This is a genomic window from Microbacterium sp. I2 (assembly GCF_051364985.1).
In the GTDB taxonomy this organism is placed as follows: Bacteria; Actinomycetota; Actinomycetes; order Actinomycetales; family Microbacteriaceae; genus Microbacterium.
Window position 1 is genome coordinate 331,544 of record NZ_JBLWIH010000007.1, and the last position, 20,318, is coordinate 351,861.

Here is a 20,318-nt window from a genome sequence, read left to right on the forward strand (position 1 = left end):
GGCCCGGATGCTCCTCGTTCTCGGCGCGTTCGCGGTCGTTCCCCTCCTGTTGCCGTGGCTCGTCGCGCACATCGGGGCCCGGGCGTTCTACGTCGCCGCGATCCTGCCGCTCGCGGCGTTCGTCCAAGCCGTCGTGTTCACGCCGCGCGTGATGGCGGGAGACATTCCGTTCGAGTCATACGCCTGGATCCCACCGCTGGGGATCGACCTCTCGATGCGGATGGACACGCTGTCGTGGCTCATGACGCTGGTGGTCACCGGCGTCGGGGCGCTCGTGATGATCTACTGCCGGTGGTACTTCCGCGGCAAGACCGAGAACCTGGGCCAGTTCGCCGCGGTGCTCCTCGCCTTCGCCGGCGCGATGTACGGGCTCGTGCTCACCGACGACCTCGTCGTGCTCGTGATGTTCTGGGAAGTCACGAGCGTCCTTTCGTACCTGCTCATCGGGTACTACAACAAGCGCGCGGCCAGCCGGCGCGCCGCCCTGCAGGCCCTGCTGGTGACGACCCTCGGCGGGCTCGTGATGCTGATCGGCGTCGTGCTCCTCGTCGTCGACGCCGGCACGTCGAGCATCTCGACGATCCTGGCCGAGGCGCCGACCGGACCGATCGTCGACGCCGCCCTCGTGCTGATCCTCGTCGGCGCGCTCAGCAAGTCGGCGATCTTCCCGTTCCACTTCTGGCTTCCCGGCGCGATGGCAGCGCCCACGCCGGTCAGCGCGTACCTGCACGCGGCGGCGATGGTGAAGGCCGGCATCTACCTCATCGCACGTCTCGCGCCGATCTTCGCGATCGCCCCGACGTGGCGCCCGATCGTGGTGGGGCTCGGCGTCTTCACCATGCTGCTGGGCGGATTCCAGGCGCTGCGCGAGACCGACCTCAAGCGCGTGCTCGCGTTCGGCACGGTCAGCCAGCTCGGGATGCTGACCGTCGTGCTCGGGTATGGCACGGCCGATGTCGCACTCGCCGGCCTCGCGCTGCTGCTCAGTCACGCGCTGTTCAAGTCGGCGCTGTTCCTCATCGTCGGCGTCATCGACCGTCAGCTCTCCACGCGTGACCTCACCGAACTGTCCGGCGTCGGCCGACAGGCACCGGTCATGGCGACGTTCTCGATCATCGCCGTCGCCTCGATGGTCGGCATCATCCCCACGGTCGGCTTCGTCGCCAAGGAGGGCGTGCTGACGGCGCTGCTTCACGAAGCCGAGGGCGGCGCGGTGTGGGGGATCGTCGCCCTGGTCGGGATCGCCCTGGGCTCGGTGCTGACCGCGGCCTACGGCATCCGGTTCATCTGGGGCGCCTTCTGGACGAAGAGAATCCCCACGCCCACTCCACGCACCGCTGGCGCGTTGCGCGGAGCCTCCGGGCGCGTGGGCCCACCCACGGGCGACCGTATGCCCGAAACAGAATGGCCGGATCCGCCGATCGGATTCCTCGCCGCGCCCGTGGTGCTCTCGGGGCTCACCGTCGTCGCCGGGGTCTTCGCGCCGTGGCTCGACAAGGTCTTCGCACCGTACGCCGAGCAGGCGCCGCCGTCCACTCCCGGCGTGGCCGCGCCGGAGCATCCCGCCCACCTCGCACTGTGGCACGGGCTCGAGCCGGCACTGTGGATCTCGCTTGCGACGATCGCGGTCGGGGCTGTCGTGTTCTGGGTGAGCCGTGCGTGGCGCCCGGCGAAGCGACTGCTGCCCTTCACCGCGGCCGACGTCTACAACGCCGCCCTGCGCGGTGTCGCACGTCTCTCGGTCGTGACGACGAGCTTCACGCAACGCGGCTCGCTACCGGTGTATGTCGGCACGATCTTCGTCGTCTTCGTGGCGGCCGAGGCCACGGCGCTGCTCGCAAGCCAGGAGCTTCGCGCACAGCTCGACGCGTTCCAGACGCCGATGCAGCTCGTGGTCGCGCCCATCATGATCGCAGCCGGGCTCGTCGCGATCCGCGCCCGCAAGCGATACACCGGAGTGGTCCTGGTCTCGGTGACCGGCCTCGGCATGGTGCTGCTGTTCGCCACGAGCGGGGCGCCCGACCTGGCCGTCACCCAGATCCTCGTCGAAACGGTGACCCTGGTCGCCTTCGCGCTCGTGCTGCGTCGCATCCCGTCACGGCTGGGCGAGCACAACGCGTCGGTATGGCCCGTGGCGCGGGGTGTGCTCGGTGCGGCCGTCGGCGTCACGATGGCCCTCGTGGCGCTGGTGGCGACCTCGGCGCGCGTCGAGGAGCCGATCTCGGACGCCTTCCCGCGGCTGGCCTACGAGATCGGGCACGGCAAGAACGTCGTCAACGTGGCCCTGGTCGACCTGCGCGGCTGGGACACCATGGGCGAGCTGTCCGTGCTGATCCTCGCGGCCACCGGTGTGGCATCCCTCGTATTCGTCACCCATCGCGCCGACACGCTCTCGCGGTTCTCTCCGCTCCCGTCGGGAGCGACCCGCAGCCGCCGGCCGCTCGTCGAGACCTCGGACGGGTTGCAGCAGCGGGCGGACGAGCGCGGCAGTGGGCGCACTGCCTGGCTCGTGGGCGGGCAGCGCGTGCGGCCCGAGAACCGCTCGATCGTCCTCGAGGTGATCGTGCGGATCCTCTTCCACACGATCATCATCGTGTCGCTGTATCTGCTGTTCGCCGGCCACAACCTTCCCGGCGGCGGGTTCGCGGGCGGCCTCGTCGCGGGCATGGCCCTGGTCATGCGCTACGTCGCCGGCGGGCGGTTCGAGCTGGGCGCCGCCGCACCCACCGACGCCGGGCGCCTGCTGGGCGCGGGCATGACGATCGCCATCGCGTGCGCGATCGTGCCGCTCTTCTTCGGCGCGCCGCCGCTGACCAGCACGTTCTTCGAAGCCGAGCTGCCCGTACTGGGCCATGTCGAGTTCGTCACGTCGACGTTCTTCGACGTCGGCGTGTACCTCGTCGTGATCGGCCTGGTGCTCGACGTGCTGCGCAGCCTCGGCGCCGAGGTCGACCGTCAGGCGCAAGAAGCACGCGAGGGGCGACCGGGCGAGGTGGGTGTCTCGTGAACGTCTCGCTGGTGCTCATCGTCGTCATGGCGGTGCTCTTCGCGTGCGGCGTGTACGCGATGCTCGAGCGCAGCCTCACCCGGGTGCTGATCGGCTTCCTGCTGCTGGGCAACGCGACGAACCTGCTGCTGCTGATCGTGATGGGTCAGCCCGGGGTGGCGCCGTTCTTCGGCACCGAGGCCACTCCTGACGAGATGTCCGATCCGCTGCCGCAGGCCCTCACGCTCACTGCCATCGTCATCACGTTCGCCGTCTCGGCCTTCCTGCTGGCGCTCATCTACCGCTCGTGGCAGCTCGGCCAGGCCGACACCGTCGTGGACGACGAGGCCGACCGTGCCGTGCGCGAGGGCACCGCCGACGTCGACGAGGCCATGGACGACGAGACCGAGATCGAAGACACCGACGACGACGCCACCACCGACTTCGTCGGCACGGACACCGCGCCGATCCGCATCGTCGGAAGCCGCGACTTCGCCGGCCTCCGAGACGACGCGCCGGTCGACCGCGCGGCGCCGCCCCGCGACACCGATGGACGGAGCGGAGGTGAGGACTCGTGATCGAGTTCGCTCCCGCTCTGGTCCCGCTCCTGGTGACTCTGCCCCTCCTCGGCGCGGCGATCGCGTTGATCGCGGGCCGTCACCGGCGCACGCAGGTCGTGGTTTCGGTCATCACTCTCACGCTGGTCTGCGCGATCGCCGCCGTGCTGCTGTACGTCGTGGACGCCGGCGACGCGCCGATCGCGGTATCGGTGGGCGGATGGCCCATCCCGTTCGGCATCGTTCTCTACGTCGACCGGCTCGCGGCCCTGCTCGTGGTCGTCTCGAGCATCGTGCTGCTCGCGGTCCTGCTGTTCTCGGTCGGCCAGGGCGCCGCCGACGGTGACGACGAGACTCCGGTCTCGATCTTCCACCCGTCGTACCTGATCCTCGGCGCCGGCATCTTCAACGCCTTCATCGCGGGCGACCTGTTCAACCTCTACGTCGGCTTCGAGATCCTGCTCGTGGCCTCGTACGTGCTGATCACACTCGGCTCGACCGAGTCGCGCATCCGCACCGGCGTCGTCTACATCGTGGTGTCGCTCGTCTCGTCGATCCTGTTCCTCGCGGCGATCGCGATGATCTACGGGGCGCTGGGCACCGTCAACATGGTGCAGATCGCCGAGCGCATGGGGGAGCTGCCGCAAGAGACGCAGCTGGTGCTCCACCTCATGCTGCTGCTGGCCTTCAGCATCAAGGCCGCCGTCTTCCCGCTGTCGTTCTGGCTACCCGACTCCTACCCGACCGCACCGGCGCCGGTGACGGCGGTGTTCGCGGGACTGCTGACCAAGGTCGGCGTGTACGCGATCATCCGCACCGAGACGCAGCTGTTCCTCGACAACGACGTCAATCAGCTGCTGCTGTGGGTGGCGCTGGCGACCATGATCGTCGGGGTGCTCGGCGCCGTCGCGCAGGCCGAACTCAAGCGCATCCTGTCGTTCACGCTCGTCAGCCACATCGGCTACATGATCTTCGGGCTCGCGATCGCGACGCCGGCGGCGATCGGCGCGACGATCTATTACATGGTCCACCACATCGTGGTGCAGACGACGCTCTTCCTGGCAGTCGGCCTCGTCGAGCGCCGCGCGGGCAGCACCTCGATCTTGCGGGTGAAAGGCCTGATGAAAGCGGCGCCGGTGATCGCCGTGCTGTACTTCATCCCGGCCATCAACCTCGGGGGGCTGCCGCCGTTCTCGGGATTCATCGGCAAATTCGCGCTCTTCGACGCGGCCGCGACGGTGGGTACCCCGATCATGATCGTCCTGATGGTCGCCGGCATCGTGACGAGCCTGCTGACGTTGTACGCCCTGATGCGGGCGTGGAACCTGTCGTTCTGGCGCGAAGAGGACGACTCGGCCGAGACCGAGGCCCGCATCGAATACCTCGGCGATGCCCCGGCCGCCCGTGTCCAGACCGAGCGCCGCGTGATCCCGAAGATCATGACGGCCTCCACCACGGGCATGGTCGCGATCACTCTGGCCCTGACGATCTTCGCGGGCCCGCTGTACGACATCTGCACGCGAATCGGCGAAGCGCTGCTGCAGCCGGTGACGCTGACCCAGCTCGAGGAGGACGTGCAATGACGACCGACGTGTCCGCCTCGCGCGCCCGCCGTGCGCTCGTCGCCCTGTGGCGTCAGCTGCCGTTCTTCCTGTGGCTGATCGCCTTGTGGATGCTGCTGTGGGGCCAGTTCACATGGCTCGCCTTTCTCACCGGCCTGGTGGCCGCGATCTTCGTGACCCGGATCTTCCGCCTGCCTCCGGTCGAGCTGTCGGGCCGGGTGAACCCGTGGTGGGGCATGCTGTTCGTGGTCGAGTTCCTGGTCGCGCTGGTGCGCGGATCTCTCACCGTGGCGTGGCAGGTGCTCGACCCGCGCCGCCAGCCGGGTGCCGCGATCATCGCGGTGCCGCTCGTGACCGACGACGACCTGATCATGACGCACACCGCCGTGACGGCATCCCTCATTCCCGGCTCGCTCCTCGTCGAGGCCGACCGTGACCGTCGCGTGCTCTACCTGCACGTCATCGGCGTGCGCGATGACGCCGACCTCGAGTACCAGCGGGCGAGCGTGCGGCACTGGGAGGCGCGCATCGTGCGGGCCGTGGGCTCGCCGGCGCAGCTGCAGGCGATGAAGACGGATGCCGCCGCCCGCCGCGACCGCGTGGGCCGAGGGGGTGCGGCGTGAACGTGATGCTGCTCGTGATCTACGTGGTCTTCGCCATCGCGGCGCTGCTCACGCTGTGGCGCATCGTCATCGGACCGTCGATCCTCGACAGGGCCGTGGCATCCGACGTCCTTCTCACCGAGGTGATGTGCGTGCTGGGCGCCGAGATGGCGATCAACCAGCACACCAAGACGCTCCCGGTCCTGCTGATCATCGCGGCCGTGGGCGTGTTCGGCTCGATCTCGATCGCGCGGTTCGTGGCGAGAAGGGACAACGTGGACCGATGACTCTCGAACAAGGCCTCGATCTTGCCGCGCTCATCCTGATCCTGATCGGTGCGCTGCTGTGTCTCACAGCGGCGATCGGCCTGTTGCGCTTCCGCGATGTGCCGACCCGCCTGCACGCCGCCACCAAGCCGCAGGTGCTGGGACTCATCCTCATCTGCCTTGCGATCGCGCTGTCACTGCGGTCGTGGCCCGTCGTCGCATTCCTCCTCCCGGTGGTGCTGATCCAGCTCGCGACCGCGCCGCTGTCGGCGCACATGGTCGGGCGGCAGGCGTACCGCAACGGCACGATCGACGAGAACGGGCTGTACGTCGACGAGCTCGCCGAATCGAAGCGCACGCCGCCCGCCGCGGGCGGCTGATCCCGCCGTTCCGGCTGTGAGGCACGGAGAGTCGCGGTGATGCATGATGGATCCACATCAGCGACGGGGCCGCCATGACGACGCATCACCAGACGCCGGATGAGCTGTCCGAATTCGCGGAGCTCCTGCGGCACGAGGAGGAGTTCCCCGTGGGCCGCGAGCCGGTCGATCGGGATCGCCGCCGGCGCCGGCGCCGGCGTGGCCTGCTCATCACGGCGATCGTGCTGGCCCTCACGCTCGCCGCGTCCGGCGGCTACGTCGGCTGGGCGCTGTCGGCGCCACTGAGCGCACCGGTGCTGTCGTCGCAGACGCCCGCGGCGCCCATTCCCTTCGCGGCCACCATCGCCGTCCCGGTCGAAGGCATCTCGGCCGTCAGCGTGGCCGGAGCGGACGAGTATCTCGGTGCCGGCGCGAGCGACGTGTGGATGACCAGCGGCACGGACGAGACTCGTCCGATCGCCAGCATCAGCAAGCTGATCACCGCGCTGGTCGTGCTCGACGCCGAACCTCTCGCACCGGGTGAGGCCGGACCCACGATCACCTTCGACAAAGCCGACCACGACCTCTACGACGAGTACTACGTGCTGGGTGCGACGATCGCCGCGATGCCCACCGGAAGCTCGATGTCGCAGTACGACGCGCTCGCGACGATGCTGGTGCCCTCCGCCAGCAACTACGCAGAGGCCGTGGCGACCTGGGCGTTCGGCTCGCAGGGCGCGTTCCTCAGCGCCGCGCGCGCGTGGCTTGCCGCCCACGGCCTCACGAACACCACGATCGTCGAGCCCACCGGCATCAACGCCCGCAACACCAGCACGCTCGGCGACCTCCTCGCGATCGCCAAGCTCGCGGCGGCGAACCCGGTCCTCGTGCAGATCCTCGGGTCGCCGTCCGTCTCGGTGCCCGGGCTCGGTGTGCTGCCGAACACGAACAACCTCCTCGGCATCGAGGGCGTCACCGGGCTGAAGACCGGCAACCTCGGCGAGGGCACGTACAGCCTGCTGTACACCGCGACGCTCCCGGTGGGTGCCGCGGGGTCGCTCAGCGTGACCGGCGTGATGCTCGGCGGCTCGTCGCGCCAGTCGGTCAACAGCAGCGTCGCGGCGCTGCTCAGCAGCATCCGTCAGGGATTCCGCACCGTTCCGCTCGCAGAGGCGGGGCAGGTCGTCGGGACGTACTCCACTCCGTGGGGGTCCAGTGCGCGTCTGGTCGTGAGCGATCGCGCGTCGGTCTTCACATGGTCCGACACTCCGATCACGGTGAACATGGACACCACGACGCCGGCCGCCTACGAAGACGGCCAGGTGGCCGGAAGCCTCACCTGGTCCGCGGGACCGGATGCTGCGGCATCCGATCTCGAGATCGAGGGCAGCATCGAACCACCGACACGATGGTGGCGACTGACACACCCCGCCGAGCTGGGAGCACCCGAATGAATGCCCGCGAGACGACCACCCGCCGCATCGACCTGACGATGCACAAGCCGTGGTTCGCCCTGTACGGCGGAGTCAAGCCGACGCTCGTGATCGGCGGGCGCGGTCAGCCCGTGCAATGGGGGCTCGGAACATGGCAGGTCCCGGCCGACGCGACGGTCGTGCTCGGCGTCTTCCTCTTCAACCGCATGTGGCGCTTCGGTCAGGCCGAGTTCGCGCTCGAGCCCGAACACGCGCCGGCTCTGGTGTACCGGGCGCCGGCTCTGCCGTTCCTGCGCGGGCGGATCCGACTGCGCGAATCCTCACCGGCGCGGGGCGACTGAATCGGACCGGGATTGTCGGGTGCGCGATCGGGTCGACGACGACGCTTGATGCAGAAAGGGGAAACCGTGATCGCAGCTCTCAACCGGCTCGTCGAGATCATCGAGCGTCAGCTCACCGATGAGATCGACATGGCCGGTATCGCGAGCGGTCTCGGGACCACGGAGTACCACCTGCGGCGGATGTTCTCGTCGCTGGCCGGTATGCCGCTGTCTGAGTACGTGCGGCGACGCCGCATGGCCGTCGCGGCGGCAGACGTGCTCGGCGACGAAGATCTGCTGGGCATCGCCGTCCGCTACGGCTACGGCTCCAACGAGGCATTCAACCGGGCATTCCGAGCCGTGCACGGCGTGAGTCCCGGCGACGTTCGCCGACACGGCGGCCCCCTTCGCACACAACCGCAACTCAGGTTCCGCCTGACCGTCGAAGGGATCACCACCATGGACACTCGAATCGCCGAACGACCGGCCTTCGCGCTGGTCGGGCACGCGACGCGCGTGCCGCTCATCCACGAGGGGGTCAATCCGCAGATCCAGGCCCACATCGCCGGACTGCCGGCATCCGCCCACGCTCGCCTCAAAGAGCTGAGCAGCACGCAGCCTGCGGGGCTGCTCCAGGTGAGCGCCGATGTCGACCCGGATTACACGGAGGGCAGCGAGCTGACCTACCTGCACGGTGTCGCCGTGCAGGAAGGGACGGACGTGCCCGACGACCTCGACAGGATCGACGTCCCGGCCGGGGCGTGGGCGGTCTTCCGCACCGAAGGCCCGTACCCCGAGGCTCTGCAGTCGACGTGGGCGGCCACCGCGGCGGACTGGTTCCCGTCCAACCCGTGGCGTCTGCGTCCCGGGCCGTCGATCGTCGCCGTCCTCGACCGCGCCGACGACTTCAGCACGGCGACCACCGAGCTGTGGCTGCCGGTGGAGCGCGCCTGATCCAGAGGCTCCGCCCCAGCGGGTGGCGCGCCGGCGGGCGTCCCGCGCCGGCGGGTGTCAGGGGTGGACCATACCCTCGAGGTGTGGCCACCCTTGACGACCTGCGGCGTGCCGCGTCGGGTCTGCCCGGCGCCGAGGAGCGGGCGACGACGGGCGGCGCCGCGTGGTTCGTGCGCGGCAAGCTCTTCGCGTGGGAGTGCCACCCGTGGCCCAGCATCCCCGAAGACATGCGCGAGATCATCGCGCGCGAGCTCGTCGTCGGTGTCAAGGTCGCCGACAGTGTGGACGCCCGCGCCCTCCGCGAGATGGGGCCGGAGGTGTTCCTTCGGGCCACGACGCGCTGGGGCGAGCCGAAGGTCGCCTTCCGGATGGCCGGTATCGACGACGATCATCTCGTCGAACTGGTGACAGAGGCATGGCGCGTGCAAGCGCCGAAGTACCTGCGGCGCGAGTGGGAAGAGCGGGAGGGCTGAGGCTCTCCGGTGGGCAGGCGCTCAGGCGCTGCGCGCCGCGCGTGATGCCGCGCCGGCCCATTCGGCGGCCAGCTCGTCGAGCGACAGCCCCAGCGTGTCGCCGATGGCGGCGACCACGCCGAACGCCGGGCTCGGCAGCCGGCCGGTCTCGATCTTGCGCAGCGTCTCGGGTGAGATCCCGGCCTGCGCCGCGACGTCCGTCAAGGGCCGGGAGCCACGCGCGAGCCGCAACGCCTGGCCCAGCCGGCGCCCCGCGGCGAGCTGCTCCGGGGTGAGGGGTGCGCGAACCATCATGTCGGTGTTCCCTCCACGCTCATGACTGGTATTATTATACCGGTCATGATCTTCATCCATACTTCCGCCGAGATCGAGCAGATGCGCCCGGCAGGTGCCTTCGTGCGAGACACTCTAGTCACCTTGTCGAAGATGGTGGCCGTCGGCGTCAACCTTCTCGAGATCGAGGATGCCGCGCGGGCGGCGATCGCGGAGCGCGGCGCTGTCTCGTGCTACTGGGATTACGCGCCCTCCTTCGGCAACGGGCCGTTCCGCAACGTCATCTGCCTGTCGGTCAACGACGCCGCGCAGCACGGGCTGCCTCACGACTACCGGCTTCGCGACGGCGATGTGCTGAGCCTCGACCTTGCCGCCTCGGTCGACGGATGGGTCGCGGATGCCGCTGTCACGGTGATCGCCGGACGCCCCGACCCGGACGACGAGAGGCTGATCCGTTCCACTCAGGAAGCGCTGGCGGCGGGCATCGCGGCCGCCCACCCCGGCAATCGCGTGGGCGACATCTCCGCGGCGATCGGCGCGGTGGCGGCGAAGTACGGCTACCCCGTCAACCACGAGTTCGGCGGCCACGGCGTCGGCCGCAGCATGCACGAGGACCTCTTCATCTGCAACGACGGCCGCCCGGGCCGCGGCTACCGCCTGCGGCCGGGACTCGTGTTCGCGCTCGAGCCGTGGTGGGCCAAGACGACGCCGCGGATCCGGATGGATGCCGACGGCTGGACCGTTCGCTCGGCCGACGGCAGTCGCGCCGCCCACACCGAGCACACGATCGCGCTGACCGCGGATGGGCCGGTGGTGCTCACCGGGTAGCCAGCGGAGCACGCCGCAGACGACGAAGCGGCGCGACGAAAACCGGCATGCGTATGCGACGCACGCCACTGTGGCCATCCGGGATGGGCAGCGCCCGGGGTGTCTCAGAGACCGTCGCGCGCGTCCGGGTCGTCTGCGAGCCGGTCCGCCTCGCGGGCCACGGCCTCCTGCTCGGCCTCGCTCAGCGGCGGGAGGCCGACCTCGTCGGCGGGAATGCCCGCATACGGGTCGGCGCCGGGGAATTCCTGATCGAACGAGCCAGCGATCACTCCCCCTGGGGGAACCTCGTCGCCGGCCGCGCCCAGCAGCGTCTCCTCGCCGGGAGCCTGCTCCGCTATGTCGTCACCGAGGTGCTTACGACGCCATTCTTCGCTCATGTTCACTCCCGCCAGTGGAAATCAGGGCCACACCGATCATCATCGAGACCACCGAATGTCGATGAAGTCTACGACTCTTGACGGCGCACTTGTATTTTGCAAGTAGGACCTGCATGAGCATCTTCCTCACCTGCCCGGTCGAGAGCGTCGAGCGCGCGACCGCCTTCTACACCGCCCTCGGCTGGTCTCTCAACACCGAGATGTCGGACCACAACGTGTCGTGCTTCGCGATCGCGCCCGAGCAGTACGTGATGCTCGGCAGCCGTGAGATGTACGCGAGCGTCGGCGGCGTCGAAGAGGTCGTCGGCGGACCTGAGACGCCCTCGAAGATCACGGTCTCGTTCGACCTCGGCAGCCGCGAGGCGGTCGACGCGCTCGTCGAGCGTGCCGGCGCCGCCGGCGGACGAATCGGCGACACCGATGACTACCCCTTCATGTACCAACGCCAGTTCGACGATCCCGACGGCTACCACTACTCGCCGTTCTGGATGAAGCCGGACGCCGATCCGACCGCGTGAGCGACCTCGCGGCGGCTCTCGACATCGTCGGGGCACGGTGGGCGCTGCTGATCGTGGAGCAGCTGCTCGACGGGCCGCAGCGATACGGCGACCTGCAGCGCGAGCTGGGCGTGCCGACGAACATGCTCGCGATCCGCCTGCGCGAGCTCGAAGCAGCCGGTGTCCTGTCCCGTCTCCCACTCCGGCACAACACCCGCGCCTATGCCCTGACCGATCGGGGGCTCGCCTTGCGCGAGGCGATCGCCGCACTCGGCGCCTGGGGCGCCGACGAAACATAGATGCCGGCGATCCGTCCACGGGCGGTCTGGCGAACCCCCGCCGATCATGCCGGCGTGGTCACCCCTGACGCGGCGCCCGCAGCCATCCGAGTTCGACCTGAACGACTCTTCTCCACCGACTGATCGCCCTCTTTCACCAGGGTGTGCCGCGCAGATCGATGTCGCCGCTCGGCCAATCGATGTCCATAGTCGGAAAGATCAGGAGGGGACTGTCTGACGACACCACCGTCGCCTGCGGATCCTGCATCGACACGTGGCGCTCCACGGCGCGGATGCGCCGCCACCCCGAGCGCTCGTAGAACGGGACGACTCCTTCTCGGCAGCCGAGGTATCCGAACGTGATCTGGGTGTCTTCACGCATTGCGCGTTGCGCTCGCCGCATGAGACGCCGACCCAGGCCGCCGCCCCGAGCCTGATGGTCCACCAGGACGCCGCCGGTTCCTGCGACGACGACGGGCGCGTCACCCACCGTGATCATCCGCCGCTGGAACCCGATATGGCCGACCATGTCGGAGTCGACGAAAGCGAGCGCATGCACCGTTGCGGGGGAGTAGCCGTACGGCTGGTCCGGGTCCCACGCGCCGTACTCCGCGAAGTACTCACGGTCGAACAACACGCGAAGAGCCGCAAGCTCTGGTCCCCTCAGTTCGGCATGCGTGACGACCCGAAACTCCTCCGGCATCCCGCAAGCGTATGCGACCGGCGCGAGCGCCGCCTCGTATCACGGCGAGGGCGAACGCCCTCTTCCACTTCGGTCGGCCAGAGATGACCGACCAGACAATCAAGCTGCCTGCCAGGGGTGCCATTCGGGTGGTCCATGGCGGCGATACAGGAGGTCGTCATGGCAAACTACGTCGAAATCACTCTCCTGCGGGTGGTCTGCAACGAGATGGAGTCGTCGTCCGCGGAGCACGATGTCTTCGCGTTGACCGGGGCCGTCGTGGTCGATGGCACGACGCATCCATTCGCCCATCCGGCGATCCCCCTCAAGACCGGGTGGACCTTCAGTTATCACATGCCATTGTTCGCCGGGTGGGTCGATCAGCCGACCGTGGGAATCGGCGCGCTCGGGCTCGACCTCGACAACAGCGACTGGTGGGTGAAGAACGAGGAAGACATTCGAAAAGTGACAGGTGCCGTTGCGAAGGCCGCGTCGTACCTGCCCGTTCCCTACATCGATTCGGTCATCGACGGCATTCCGGAGGTCGTCGACTTCTTCACCGGCCTCGACGAGGACGACGAAGTGTTCCGTTGGGCGCAGGACATACCGCTCGAGCCGCTGGGTCCGGGACAGAAGCGCACCAAGGTACTCGCGCCCCGAGCATCAGGTAAGACGTCCGCAATCATCACCATCTCCGACTGGGACTACTCGGTCGAGTTCGCCATCACCTGGCAAGCGCCCTACCCGTCGTTCGGCCCGACCACGCCGGTCACATGGACCACTCGGCCGGATTCCGACACGATGCCGGCGGCGTGGCTCGGCAGCTGGAAATCCCAGTCGGCCGGAATCGAGTGCTGGATCACCCGCAGCGAGGGCTCGATGTGGACCTTGGACATTCACACCAAGGAGCGGCTCCCCGACGGACAGGTGCGCGAATTCGACACCTTGGGCGCATCCATCGCCGGACTCAACGCGGAGGTCATGGTCGCGTCCGCGCTGACCGGAGAACACCTGTCACTCGTGAGTCCTGCCCCCGCAGTTCTGGGGTTGAGCACTCGAACGGATGCCGGGTTCCTGGTGGAACGCCTCGAGCCTGCAGTTCACGCCCTCCAGCCCGAGGAGGTCGTCGGCGACGTGTGGCGCGCGCCCATCAGCGTCCTCCTGCCCGTCGCGGGGGATCGAGTGCAGCTGGCCAACGGATGCGTGCTCGAGATGCGGCGCACCTTCGCCGACGGCGTGGAGACCGGCGGTCGACTCGTCCGATACGCCGGCCCCGCCGGCGTCGGCGACATCCTGCACAATCCGCCAATCGACGTGGAGCTCGAACGCCCAACCCACATCGGGTGAGCCGGAAACGCTGCAGGACCGACGATCCGTCAGCACGTCGCAACGTCGCAGCGGTCGCGCGCTACCCTTACGCGTGAATCGCCCGTGCCGCGTCCCTCGTAACGAAGGTCAGTCGTGAACCTCACCACCTTGTTCGCCTTTGCCGTCGCCGCTTCTGTAGCCATCGCGATCCCCGGGCCGACCGTCCTTCTGGCACTGGCGAACGGCGCGCGTTACGGCGTGCGACGAGCGACGTTCGGGATGCTGGGAGCCGTCGCGTCCGACGTGGTTCTCGTCGTCGCAGTCGGTGTGGGCCTCGGCGCACTGCTGGCGGCGAGCGAGGTCGCGTTCTCGATTGTGAAGTGGGTGGGGGTTGCGTACCTCATCTTCCTCGGCATCCGCATGCTGATGGCACGCGGCAGCCTCCTCCATGCCGACCCCGCAGCCGATCCCCATGGCACGCGAAGAGCCCTCTTCCTCAAGAGCTTCCTCGTCGCGGTGACCAACCCGAAGGGCTACCTCTTCGTCGGAGCGCTCCTCCCGCAGTTCATCGTCGCGGGGCACCCGCCGTTGGCCCAGTTCATCGTGATCGGGATGATCTTCTGCAGCCTCGATTTCGTCATCATGCTGGCATACGCGCTCCTCGGCTCCCAGGCGATCCGGCTTCTCAAGCGACGCGGCGCCGTCTGGATCGAACGCACGTGCGGAGCAGTGCTCCTCGGGCTTGCGGCCTGGCTCGCAGCTTCCCGACGCGCACCCGCCTAGTCGGTATCGCGAAGCGTCGCCGAGCATCGGGTGGGGCGCCGAGTTGTGTTCTACAGTCGCGACATGCGAATCGTCGTCTCGGGCACTCACGCCAGCGGGAAGAGCACGCTCGTCTCCGACTTCGCGCTGCGGCACCCCGGATTCACCGTGCTACCCGATCCGTTCGATCTCGTGGACGAGACGTGGGACCGCCCGAACGCCGCCCTCTTCGCTGCGCAGCTGCGCATCTCGGCGGACCGGCTCGATCCGGACGAGTCCGCCGAGAACCTCGTCGCCGAGCGGGGCCCGATCGACTTCCTCGCGTACCTTGTCGCCCTCGACGGGCTGGCGCGGGCATCCGGTTCACGCGAGTTGCTGGAACGGTCAACGGAGATCACCCGCGAAGCATTGGAGCACGTCGATGTGCTCGTCATCCTGCCGCTCACTGAGATCGATGGCATCCAACCCGGCATCGATGAGCACTTGGAGCTTCGAGACGCGATGAACGAGGTCCTGCTCGATCTCATCGGCGACATCGACGTCATCGGCGACCACGTGAAGGTCGTGGAGATCACCGGCGACAGACGGCAGCGGTTGGGGGCGCTGGAAGCCGTCGCCGTCGGAGCGACCGGCTGATCACCGCAGATGGCTCCCGAGTGCCATGATCAAGCCATGGCAACCATCGTCAACGTCGACAACTTCGCTCTCGCCGAAACCCACCGCATGATGCACGACCTGCAGGCGAACGCCGGGGGCGTCAACCGACTCGTCCACAACCGCGAACCTGCGGCGATCGACAATCAGACCGTGATCCGCATGAATCGCGACACGCTGTACAGCTACGCCGTCGTCGATCTCAGCGCCGGGGCGACGCTCACCCTTCCCGAGCACGGCGAGCGGTACCTCTCGGCGATGGTCGTCAACGAGAACCACTACATCAATACGGTCCTCCACGACGCGGGCACGTACGAGCTGACGCCCGACCAGTTCGGCTCACGGTACGTGGTGGTCGCCATCCGGACCCTGGTGGACCCCAACGACGCGGCCGACGTCGCCGCCGTCGGGGCCTTGCAGGACCAGATCGGACTCGAGGCCCGCTCATCCCAGCCGTTCGAAATGCCCGAGTACGACACCACGACCTTGGACGAGACGCGCGACGCGCTTCTGGCCCTGGCGCGCAACCTGAGCGGCTTCGACCGCACGTTCGGCGCGAAGGACGACGTCGATCCCGTGCGCCATCTCATCGGCACGGCAGCGGGATGGGGAGGCCTTCCCTCCGCAGAGGCGAGCTACATCGGCGTCGACCCCCGTCTGCCCGTCGGCCAGTACGAGTTGACGGTCGGCGACGTGCCGGTGGACGGGTTCTGGTCGATCTCGGTCTACAACGCCGCCGGCTACTTCGAGCCCAACGAACGCGGCGCATACACGATCAACAACATCACCGGCGCTCGCAACGGCGACGGCACGATCACCGTCCGTTTCGGCGACTACCCCGCAGACGTTCCCAACGCCTTGCCGATCACCGAGGGCTGGAACTATCTCGTGCGGCTGTACCGCCCACGACCTGAGATCCTCGACGGTAGCTGGACATTTCCCGGGCTCAACCCGTAGGCGTTCCACCGGCCGACGCGGTCACTCGGCCGCGACGATTCCCGCCCGGTAGGCCAGCACGGCCGCTTCGACGCGATTGCGCACGCCGAGTTTGACGAGAATGGCGCTGACGTAACCCTTCACGGTGCCCTCGACGAGGTGCAGCTGCGTGCCGATCTCGGCGTTCGAGGCACCGGCGCCGAGCAGGGCGAGCACCTCGCGCTCGCGTTCGGTCAGAGCAGCGATCGACTCCCGCGCCTCGGCGGTGCGTGCGCGGTCGCCCTCGCGATACGGCGCGATCACCCGGCGCGCGATGTCGGGGGAGAGATACGCACCCCCCTCCGAGACGGCCCGCACGCCCGCGATCAGCTCGCGGGGGTCTGCGGCCTTCAGCAGGAAGCCCAGCGCGCCGCCGCCGAGCGCACGCTCGACATAGTCGTCCTCGCCGAAGGTCGTCAGCATCACGATGCGCGTCGTCGGCACGGTGGCCGCGATCTCGGCGGCTGCGTTCAGGCCGTCGAGCACCGGCATCCGGATGTCCAGCACGGCCACATCAGGTCGGTGACGCTGCGTGCCGTCGATCGCCTCACGGCCGTTCGCCGCCTCGAACACGACCTCGATCTCGGGGTCGGACTGGAGGATCGCGCGCACGCCCGCACGCATCATGGCCTCGTCATCGGCGATGAGGACGCGGATCATGCCGCTCCCAGCAAGGTCTTCTCGACCAGCACACCTTGATCGAAGCACAGACGGTATGTCGCATCGGTGAAATGCAGCCAGCCGTCCCGCGCGGCGTAGTACTCGCACTCGGATCCGTCCGGCGCCGGCGGCTCGAGGACGATCGGCACCGGCCGCGGTGTGCCCGCGGGCAGCAGCGGTACAAGGTCGGCTCGTGGCGTGCCCAGCTCGATGCTCTCGTAGAGCTCGGACGTCATAGCGGTCTGCGCGAACGTGATCGCCTGCACGACCACGAAGGCAACGAGCGTGAGTCCGAGGATCACCGCCGGGACGATCGTCGCCTGCCAGACACGACGGCGGGCCGCGCGCGCGTTGGAGCGAAGCGCCGGGTCGGCGGCACCCAGCGGGCCTTTCGCAACGGGCTCGGGGCGCATCGGCGCCCGCAGCCGCAGGTCGAATCCGCCATCAGGCGCAAGGCCCGCGTCGATCGACCCGCCGAGCAGCTCGGCACGACGACGAAGGCTCGGGATGCCGTGGCCGCTGCCCTGCGCACCAGTCTCGGTCGACGCGGCCGAACTGATCGACACCGCCATGCCGCCGGCTTCGCCCCGCGCCACGTCGATCACGACCGGAGAGCCGGGGGCATGCCGTGCGGCATTCGTGAGCCCCTCGCGCACGGTCCGCACGGCCAGTTCGGCGATGAGCGGATCCGCGGCCGACACGACCGCATGATCGATCCGCGCCTCGACGCTCATGCCGGCATCCCGCGCCCCGGTAACGAGCGCGTCGATGCCTTCGCCGCCGAGCGGATCGAGCCGGCTCGGTCCGTCCTCGGGCCGGGTCATCCGCACCACGTCGCGAAGGCGACCGCTTGCCCGGACGGCGGCCTCGCGCAGCTCCCGGAACTGCTCGCGCTGCTCGGGACTGAGGTCCCGCCCGAGCTCGAGGGCACCCGCCTGCACCGCGATCAGGGCCAGCTCGTGGCCGATCGTGTCGTGGAGGTCGTCGGCGATGCGTGCGCGTTCTTCGGACTGCGCGCGGTCGGCCAGGATTGCGGCATCCGATTCCCGTTGCTCGTCCCGCAGCATCCGGTACCTGCCGAACCACCACGGAGCGACGACGGTGAGCAGAGCGATGAGCACGCTCGCCATCCAGTCGCCGAGCGGGGCGCTGCCGGGTATCAGGTACGAGGCCGGGAGCGAGACCGCCAGCACGACGGAGAAGGTGATCACGGCCGGGACGAGCCCGACCATGTGACGGCCGGCCAGGTAGCCGGCCACCGCTGCCGGGATCAAGGCGAGCACCAGCGCCGAGTCGCCCCACCGGGCCAGCGGAAGCGCGACCGACGTCGCGAGGAGCAGGAGCACGACACCGAGCGGCGTCGACCACGACCCTCGCCGGGGACGACCGGCACGGAGCATTACCCCATCGTAGGAAGGCGGACGTCCTCCGCAGGACTGACGAAAGTAAGGTGCAGTCCATCCTTCGGTCTGATGTGCCGGCATCCCTCCCGCTCGTAGCGTCGCAGGCATGGACCTCCTCGCGATGCTGACGACCCTCGTGACCGACCTCGCGGCCTCGCCGTGGGTGTACCTGGTCGTGCTCGCGGTGTGCGTCATCGACGGGTTCTTCCCGCCCGTTCCGAGTGAGACGGTCGTCGTCGGTGCCGCCACCGTCTCGGTGGTCACAGGCCAGCCGAACCTGCTGCTGCTGATCGGCGTCGCCGCCGTCGGCGCGATCATCGGCGACAACATCGCCTACCAGCTCGGCCGCGTCCTGGGCACGGATCGCTGGCGGTGGATGCGGACGAAGCGCGTCACCACCGCGGTCGACTGGGCCCGCATGGGCCTCGACCGCCGCGGCGCGCTGCTCATCTTCACCGCGCGCTACATCCCGGTGGGGCGCATCGCCGTGAACATGACGGCGGGCGCGACGGGGTACCCGCTTCGCCGGTTCCTGCCGCTGTCGATCGCGGCCGGCATCACGTGGGCCGCGTACTCGGCGATCTTCGGCATCGTCGCGGGGCAGTGGCTGCACGACCAGCCGCTGCTGGCCATCGTGCTCGCGATCGTGGTCGCGGCGTTGATCGGAGCGGTCGTGGATGCCGTCATCCGACGCATCCTCAACCGTCCGACTGAGTCGCCGGCCGCTGATCCGGAACTCGAGCCCGCCCGCACCGAAGAGCAGAACGTCGCCCTGGCCGCGGCTGCCTGCGACTAGCTCGCGTCGCGGAGTCTCGGCCCGACGCCGGCGGGGATCTCACCGTGCAGGTGCGGGGCGTACACGAGCTTCTGCGTGCGACCGTCCAGCACGGTGGATTCGATGAGCTCCAGATCGAACTCCGCCCCGCCGTGGAGCAGCGCCGATCCGCCCGCTCGACCTCCGACGACGGGGAAGATCATGACCTCGAGCCGGTCGACGAGTCCGGCCGCCAGCAGGGCGCGGTTCAGCGAGATGCTGCCGTGCGAGCGCATCGGCACGTCGGTGGTCTGCTTCAAACGATCGATCGCGGTGACCGCATCCTCTCGCAGAACCGTCGAGTTCTGCCATCCGAGCGGTTCATCGAGCGTCCGTGAGAAGACGATCTTCGGCAGCTCATCGAGGCTGTCGTAGTACGGCTCGTCGTACTCCTTGACGAAGCTCCGGAACTCACGGAACGTCGTCGCCCCGAACACGAGCACCTGCTCCTGTGCGAAGGTACGCACGCGGTCCTGTCTGAGCTCGGGACCCTCCTTGCCCCAGTAGCCCGGCCAGCCCTCGGCCATGCCGTAGCCATCGAGGGTCGAGAAGAAGTCGACGGTGAACGTCGTGCTCATGGTGCTGCTCCCTTGTCGCGCTGATTCGGTTTCCTGCTTTCACTACCGCTACGAATGGGTTAGGCGGGATCCGACAGCGTCGACGAGATTCCTCCGATTCGACATGGAACGGATGCTGTCACCCCGGTGTCCGCTCCGGTCACCGTGGCTGACAGAATGTGGCCATGGCCAACCTCGCCCTTGACGCCCTCCTTCGCCGCATCTCCGACAGTGGGCTGCTCGACGACCCGGTCACGGAGGACGACATCGTCTACGGGCGCGCGCGGCTCGACGGGGCCGGCGCGGACGTCATGGTGAACGTCGACCCCGAGCTCGAGGAGGTGGAAGAGCCGGACTCCGAGGTCTTGCTCGCTGCTATCGCGCGTGTCCTCGCGATGAGCGAAGCGCAGTGGACCGAGATCGTCGAGGCGGTCGCCGGCGAGATCGAGGAAGGGGTCGCCGACGACGGTCCGATCGTGGAGCAGACCGACCTTCGCGCGGAGCTCGAGCCGAAGTCGGTCGTCGTCTTCGCCGACGCCGTGCTGCTGTCGCTGGCCGCACCCCGGCAGTTCCCCGACTCACGTGTCCTCGTGCAGCTCGACGAGGACTTCGAGATCGAGAACGTCGAAGTCATGGCAGACGAAGGCAGTGAGACGATCGAATTCGACTCACTCGACGACCTCCTCGACCACATCAGCAGCCCCGAGGAGCGCTGACGGCGCACTCGCCGCGGTCGCA

General features: G+C 68.6%; 25 protein-coding genes. 19 read left to right on the forward strand and 6 right to left on the reverse strand.

All coding sequences use genetic code 11. The features are described 5' to 3' along the window. The first annotated feature begins 7 nt into the window (after nt 1-7). From ACLKM7_RS06660 to ACLKM7_RS06705, 10 genes are all read left to right on the forward strand, one after another. The gene (locus ACLKM7_RS06660) at nt 8-3,007 is read left to right on the forward strand and encodes a Na+/H+ antiporter subunit A (protein ID WP_436446360.1); all 3,000 of its coding nucleotides are present in this window, start codon (nt 8-10) and stop codon (nt 3,005-3,007) included. Continuing rightward, on the forward strand, nt 3,004-3,564 hold the full coding sequence (locus ACLKM7_RS06665) for a Na(+)/H(+) antiporter subunit C (RefSeq protein ID WP_436446361.1): 561 nt from the start codon (nt 3,004-3,006) through the stop codon (nt 3,562-3,564). Before ACLKM7_RS06660 ends, ACLKM7_RS06665 begins: the two co-directional genes overlap by 4 nt. Then, entirely contained in the window at nt 3,561-5,126 is a 1,566-nt protein-coding gene (locus ACLKM7_RS06670) for a Na+/H+ antiporter subunit D (protein ID WP_436446362.1), read from the forward strand. The genes ACLKM7_RS06665 and ACLKM7_RS06670 overlap by 4 nt, the downstream gene beginning before the upstream one ends. Continuing rightward, complete coding sequence (locus ACLKM7_RS06675) at nt 5,123-5,728, forward strand: Na+/H+ antiporter subunit E (RefSeq protein WP_436446363.1); 606 nt, start codon at nt 5,123-5,125, stop codon at nt 5,726-5,728. The genes ACLKM7_RS06670 and ACLKM7_RS06675 overlap by 4 nt, the downstream gene beginning before the upstream one ends. Further along, entirely contained in the window at nt 5,725-5,994 is a 270-nt protein-coding gene (locus tag ACLKM7_RS06680) for a monovalent cation/H+ antiporter complex subunit F (RefSeq protein WP_436446364.1), read from the forward strand. The genes ACLKM7_RS06675 and ACLKM7_RS06680 overlap by 4 nt, the downstream gene beginning before the upstream one ends. After that, entirely contained in the window at nt 5,991-6,353 is a 363-nt protein-coding gene (gene mnhG / locus ACLKM7_RS06685; protein WP_168913359.1) for a monovalent cation/H(+) antiporter subunit G, read from the forward strand. Before ACLKM7_RS06680 ends, mnhG begins: the two co-directional genes overlap by 4 nt. 74 nt (nt 6,354-6,427) lie before the next feature. Continuing rightward, nucleotides 6,428-7,786: a D-alanyl-D-alanine carboxypeptidase family protein gene (locus ACLKM7_RS06690; protein WP_436446365.1), complete on the forward strand. Its 1,359-nt coding sequence runs from the start codon at nt 6,428-6,430 to the stop codon at nt 7,784-7,786. After that, nucleotides 7,783-8,106, forward strand: a complete 324-nt coding sequence (locus ACLKM7_RS06695) for a hypothetical protein (protein WP_436446366.1) — start codon at nt 7,783-7,785, stop codon at nt 8,104-8,106. The genes ACLKM7_RS06690 and ACLKM7_RS06695 overlap by 4 nt, the downstream gene beginning before the upstream one ends. A gap of 66 nt (nt 8,107-8,172) precedes the next feature. Next, nucleotides 8,173-9,039 (forward strand): GyrI-like domain-containing protein, encoded by an 867-nt coding sequence (locus ACLKM7_RS06700; RefSeq protein ID WP_436446367.1) that lies wholly within the window; start codon nt 8,173-8,175, stop codon nt 9,037-9,039. A gap of 83 nt (nt 9,040-9,122) precedes the next feature. After that, complete coding sequence (locus ACLKM7_RS06705; protein WP_436446368.1) at nt 9,123-9,512, forward strand: MmcQ/YjbR family DNA-binding protein; 390 nt, start codon at nt 9,123-9,125, stop codon at nt 9,510-9,512. A gap of 21 nt (nt 9,513-9,533) precedes the next feature. Here the strand turns inward: ACLKM7_RS06705 and ACLKM7_RS06710 are convergent, their stop codons facing one another. Beyond that, entirely contained in the window at nt 9,534-9,803 is a 270-nt protein-coding gene (locus ACLKM7_RS06710) for a helix-turn-helix domain-containing protein (protein ID WP_436446473.1), read from the reverse strand. A 48-nt stretch (nt 9,804-9,851) separates the two neighbouring features. Here ACLKM7_RS06710 and map point away from each other — a divergent pair, with 48 nt between their 5' ends. Beyond that, nucleotides 9,852-10,613 carry a type I methionyl aminopeptidase gene (gene map, locus ACLKM7_RS06715; RefSeq protein WP_436446369.1) on the forward strand — a complete coding sequence of 254 codons (762 nt, stop codon included), beginning with the start codon at nt 9,852-9,854 and terminating at the stop codon, nt 10,611-10,613. Between the two features lie 104 nt (nt 10,614-10,717). Here map and ACLKM7_RS06720 read toward each other — a convergent pair whose 3' ends face one another. Continuing rightward, the gene (locus ACLKM7_RS06720) at nt 10,718-10,990 is read right to left on the reverse strand and encodes a hypothetical protein (protein ID WP_436446370.1); all 273 of its coding nucleotides are present in this window, start codon (nt 10,988-10,990) and stop codon (nt 10,718-10,720) included. Between the two features lie 113 nt (nt 10,991-11,103). On the opposite strand from ACLKM7_RS06720, the gene ACLKM7_RS06725 reads away from it, so the two are divergent. After that, complete coding sequence (locus ACLKM7_RS06725; protein WP_436446371.1) at nt 11,104-11,508, forward strand: VOC family protein; 405 nt, start codon at nt 11,104-11,106, stop codon at nt 11,506-11,508. Continuing rightward, nucleotides 11,505-11,786: a winged helix-turn-helix transcriptional regulator gene (locus tag ACLKM7_RS06730; protein WP_436446372.1), complete on the forward strand. Its 282-nt coding sequence runs from the start codon at nt 11,505-11,507 to the stop codon at nt 11,784-11,786. Before ACLKM7_RS06725 ends, ACLKM7_RS06730 begins: the two co-directional genes overlap by 4 nt. A gap of 133 nt (nt 11,787-11,919) precedes the next feature. On the opposite strand, the gene ACLKM7_RS06735 is transcribed toward ACLKM7_RS06730, so the two are convergent. Then, a complete protein-coding gene (locus tag ACLKM7_RS06735) occupies nt 11,920-12,468 on the reverse strand; it encodes a GNAT family N-acetyltransferase (RefSeq protein ID WP_436446373.1) in 549 nt (182 codons plus the stop codon). Nucleotides 12,469-12,627: 159 nt separating this feature from the next. Here ACLKM7_RS06735 and ACLKM7_RS06740 point away from each other — a divergent pair, with 159 nt between their 5' ends. The 4 genes from ACLKM7_RS06740 (at nt 12,628) to ACLKM7_RS06755 (ending at nt 16,128) form a co-directional block, all read left to right on the forward strand. Next, nucleotides 12,628-13,794: a hypothetical protein gene (locus tag ACLKM7_RS06740; protein WP_436446374.1), complete on the forward strand. Its 1,167-nt coding sequence runs from the start codon at nt 12,628-12,630 to the stop codon at nt 13,792-13,794. A 114-nt stretch (nt 13,795-13,908) separates the two neighbouring features. Continuing rightward, nucleotides 13,909-14,538, forward strand: coding sequence for a LysE family translocator (locus ACLKM7_RS06745; protein ID WP_436446375.1), 630 nt, complete (start codon nt 13,909-13,911; stop codon nt 14,536-14,538). 63 nt (nt 14,539-14,601) lie between these two features. Next, a complete protein-coding gene (locus ACLKM7_RS06750; RefSeq protein ID WP_436446376.1) occupies nt 14,602-15,153 on the forward strand; it encodes an AAA family ATPase in 552 nt (183 codons plus the stop codon). Between the two features lie 36 nt (nt 15,154-15,189). Further along, entirely contained in the window at nt 15,190-16,128 is a 939-nt protein-coding gene (locus ACLKM7_RS06755; protein ID WP_436446377.1) for a DUF1214 domain-containing protein, read from the forward strand. Between the two features lie 21 nt (nt 16,129-16,149). On the opposite strand, the gene ACLKM7_RS06760 is transcribed toward ACLKM7_RS06755, so the two are convergent. Beyond that, nucleotides 16,150-16,806 (reverse strand): response regulator transcription factor, encoded by a 657-nt coding sequence (locus tag ACLKM7_RS06760; RefSeq protein ID WP_436446378.1) that lies wholly within the window; start codon nt 16,804-16,806, stop codon nt 16,150-16,152. Beyond that, a complete protein-coding gene (locus ACLKM7_RS06765; RefSeq protein ID WP_436446379.1) occupies nt 16,803-18,206 on the reverse strand; it encodes a sensor histidine kinase in 1,404 nt (467 codons plus the stop codon). Before ACLKM7_RS06765 ends, ACLKM7_RS06760 begins: the two co-directional genes overlap by 4 nt. A gap of 109 nt (nt 18,207-18,315) precedes the next feature. Here ACLKM7_RS06765 and ACLKM7_RS06770 point away from each other — a divergent pair, with 109 nt between their 5' ends. Beyond that, entirely contained in the window at nt 18,316-19,005 is a 690-nt protein-coding gene (locus ACLKM7_RS06770; RefSeq protein WP_436446380.1) for a DedA family protein, read from the forward strand. Here ACLKM7_RS06770 and ACLKM7_RS06775 read toward each other — a convergent pair. Next, nucleotides 19,002-19,601 (reverse strand): dihydrofolate reductase family protein, encoded by a 600-nt coding sequence (locus ACLKM7_RS06775; RefSeq protein WP_436446381.1) that lies wholly within the window; start codon nt 19,599-19,601, stop codon nt 19,002-19,004. The two genes, ACLKM7_RS06770 and ACLKM7_RS06775, sit on opposite strands and share 4 nt — an antisense overlap. A 164-nt stretch (nt 19,602-19,765) precedes the next feature. Here ACLKM7_RS06775 and ACLKM7_RS06780 point away from each other — a divergent pair, with 164 nt between their 5' ends. Next, nucleotides 19,766-20,296, forward strand: coding sequence for a cytochrome C5 (locus tag ACLKM7_RS06780; protein ID WP_436446382.1), 531 nt, complete (start codon nt 19,766-19,768; stop codon nt 20,294-20,296). Nucleotides 20,297-20,318 lie beyond the last annotated feature (22 nt).

What these genes read in the sequence shown, in the direction of transcription:
- ACLKM7_RS06660 (WP_436446360.1), top strand. Translation starts at nt 8, where the DNA reads ATGCTCCTCGTTCTCGGCGCGTTCGCGGTCGTTCCCCTCCTGTTGCCG.
- ACLKM7_RS06675 (WP_436446363.1), top strand. Translation starts at nt 5,123, where the DNA reads ATGACGACCGACGTGTCCGCCTCGCGCGCCCGCCGTGCGCTCGTCGCC.
- mnhG (WP_168913359.1), top strand. Translation starts at nt 5,991, where the DNA reads ATGACTCTCGAACAAGGCCTCGATCTTGCCGCGCTCATCCTGATCCTG.
- ACLKM7_RS06690 (WP_436446365.1), top strand. Translation starts at nt 6,428, where the DNA reads ATGACGACGCATCACCAGACGCCGGATGAGCTGTCCGAATTCGCGGAG.
- ACLKM7_RS06695 (WP_436446366.1), top strand. Translation starts at nt 7,783, where the DNA reads ATGAATGCCCGCGAGACGACCACCCGCCGCATCGACCTGACGATGCAC.
- ACLKM7_RS06710 (WP_436446473.1), bottom strand. Translation starts at nt 9,803, where the DNA reads ATGGTTCGCGCACCCCTCACCCCGGAGCAGCTCGCCGCGGGGCGCCGG.
- map (WP_436446369.1), top strand. Translation starts at nt 9,852, where the DNA reads ATGATCTTCATCCATACTTCCGCCGAGATCGAGCAGATGCGCCCGGCA.
- ACLKM7_RS06720 (WP_436446370.1), bottom strand. Translation starts at nt 10,990, where the DNA reads ATGAGCGAAGAATGGCGTCGTAAGCACCTCGGTGACGACATAGCGGAG.
- ACLKM7_RS06725 (WP_436446371.1), top strand. Translation starts at nt 11,104, where the DNA reads ATGAGCATCTTCCTCACCTGCCCGGTCGAGAGCGTCGAGCGCGCGACC.
- ACLKM7_RS06735 (WP_436446373.1), bottom strand. Translation starts at nt 12,468, where the DNA reads ATGCCGGAGGAGTTTCGGGTCGTCACGCATGCCGAACTGAGGGGACCA.
- ACLKM7_RS06740 (WP_436446374.1), top strand. Translation starts at nt 12,628, where the DNA reads ATGGCAAACTACGTCGAAATCACTCTCCTGCGGGTGGTCTGCAACGAG.
- ACLKM7_RS06750 (WP_436446376.1), top strand. Translation starts at nt 14,602, where the DNA reads ATGCGAATCGTCGTCTCGGGCACTCACGCCAGCGGGAAGAGCACGCTC.
- ACLKM7_RS06755 (WP_436446377.1), top strand. Translation starts at nt 15,190, where the DNA reads ATGGCAACCATCGTCAACGTCGACAACTTCGCTCTCGCCGAAACCCAC.
- ACLKM7_RS06760 (WP_436446378.1), bottom strand. Translation starts at nt 16,806, where the DNA reads ATGATCCGCGTCCTCATCGCCGATGACGAGGCCATGATGCGTGCGGGC.
- ACLKM7_RS06765 (WP_436446379.1), bottom strand. Translation starts at nt 18,206, where the DNA reads ATGCTCCGTGCCGGTCGTCCCCGGCGAGGGTCGTGGTCGACGCCGCTC.
- ACLKM7_RS06770 (WP_436446380.1), top strand. Translation starts at nt 18,316, where the DNA reads ATGGACCTCCTCGCGATGCTGACGACCCTCGTGACCGACCTCGCGGCC.
- ACLKM7_RS06775 (WP_436446381.1), bottom strand. Translation starts at nt 19,601, where the DNA reads ATGAGCACGACGTTCACCGTCGACTTCTTCTCGACCCTCGATGGCTAC.
- ACLKM7_RS06780 (WP_436446382.1), top strand. Translation starts at nt 19,766, where the DNA reads ATGGCCAACCTCGCCCTTGACGCCCTCCTTCGCCGCATCTCCGACAGT.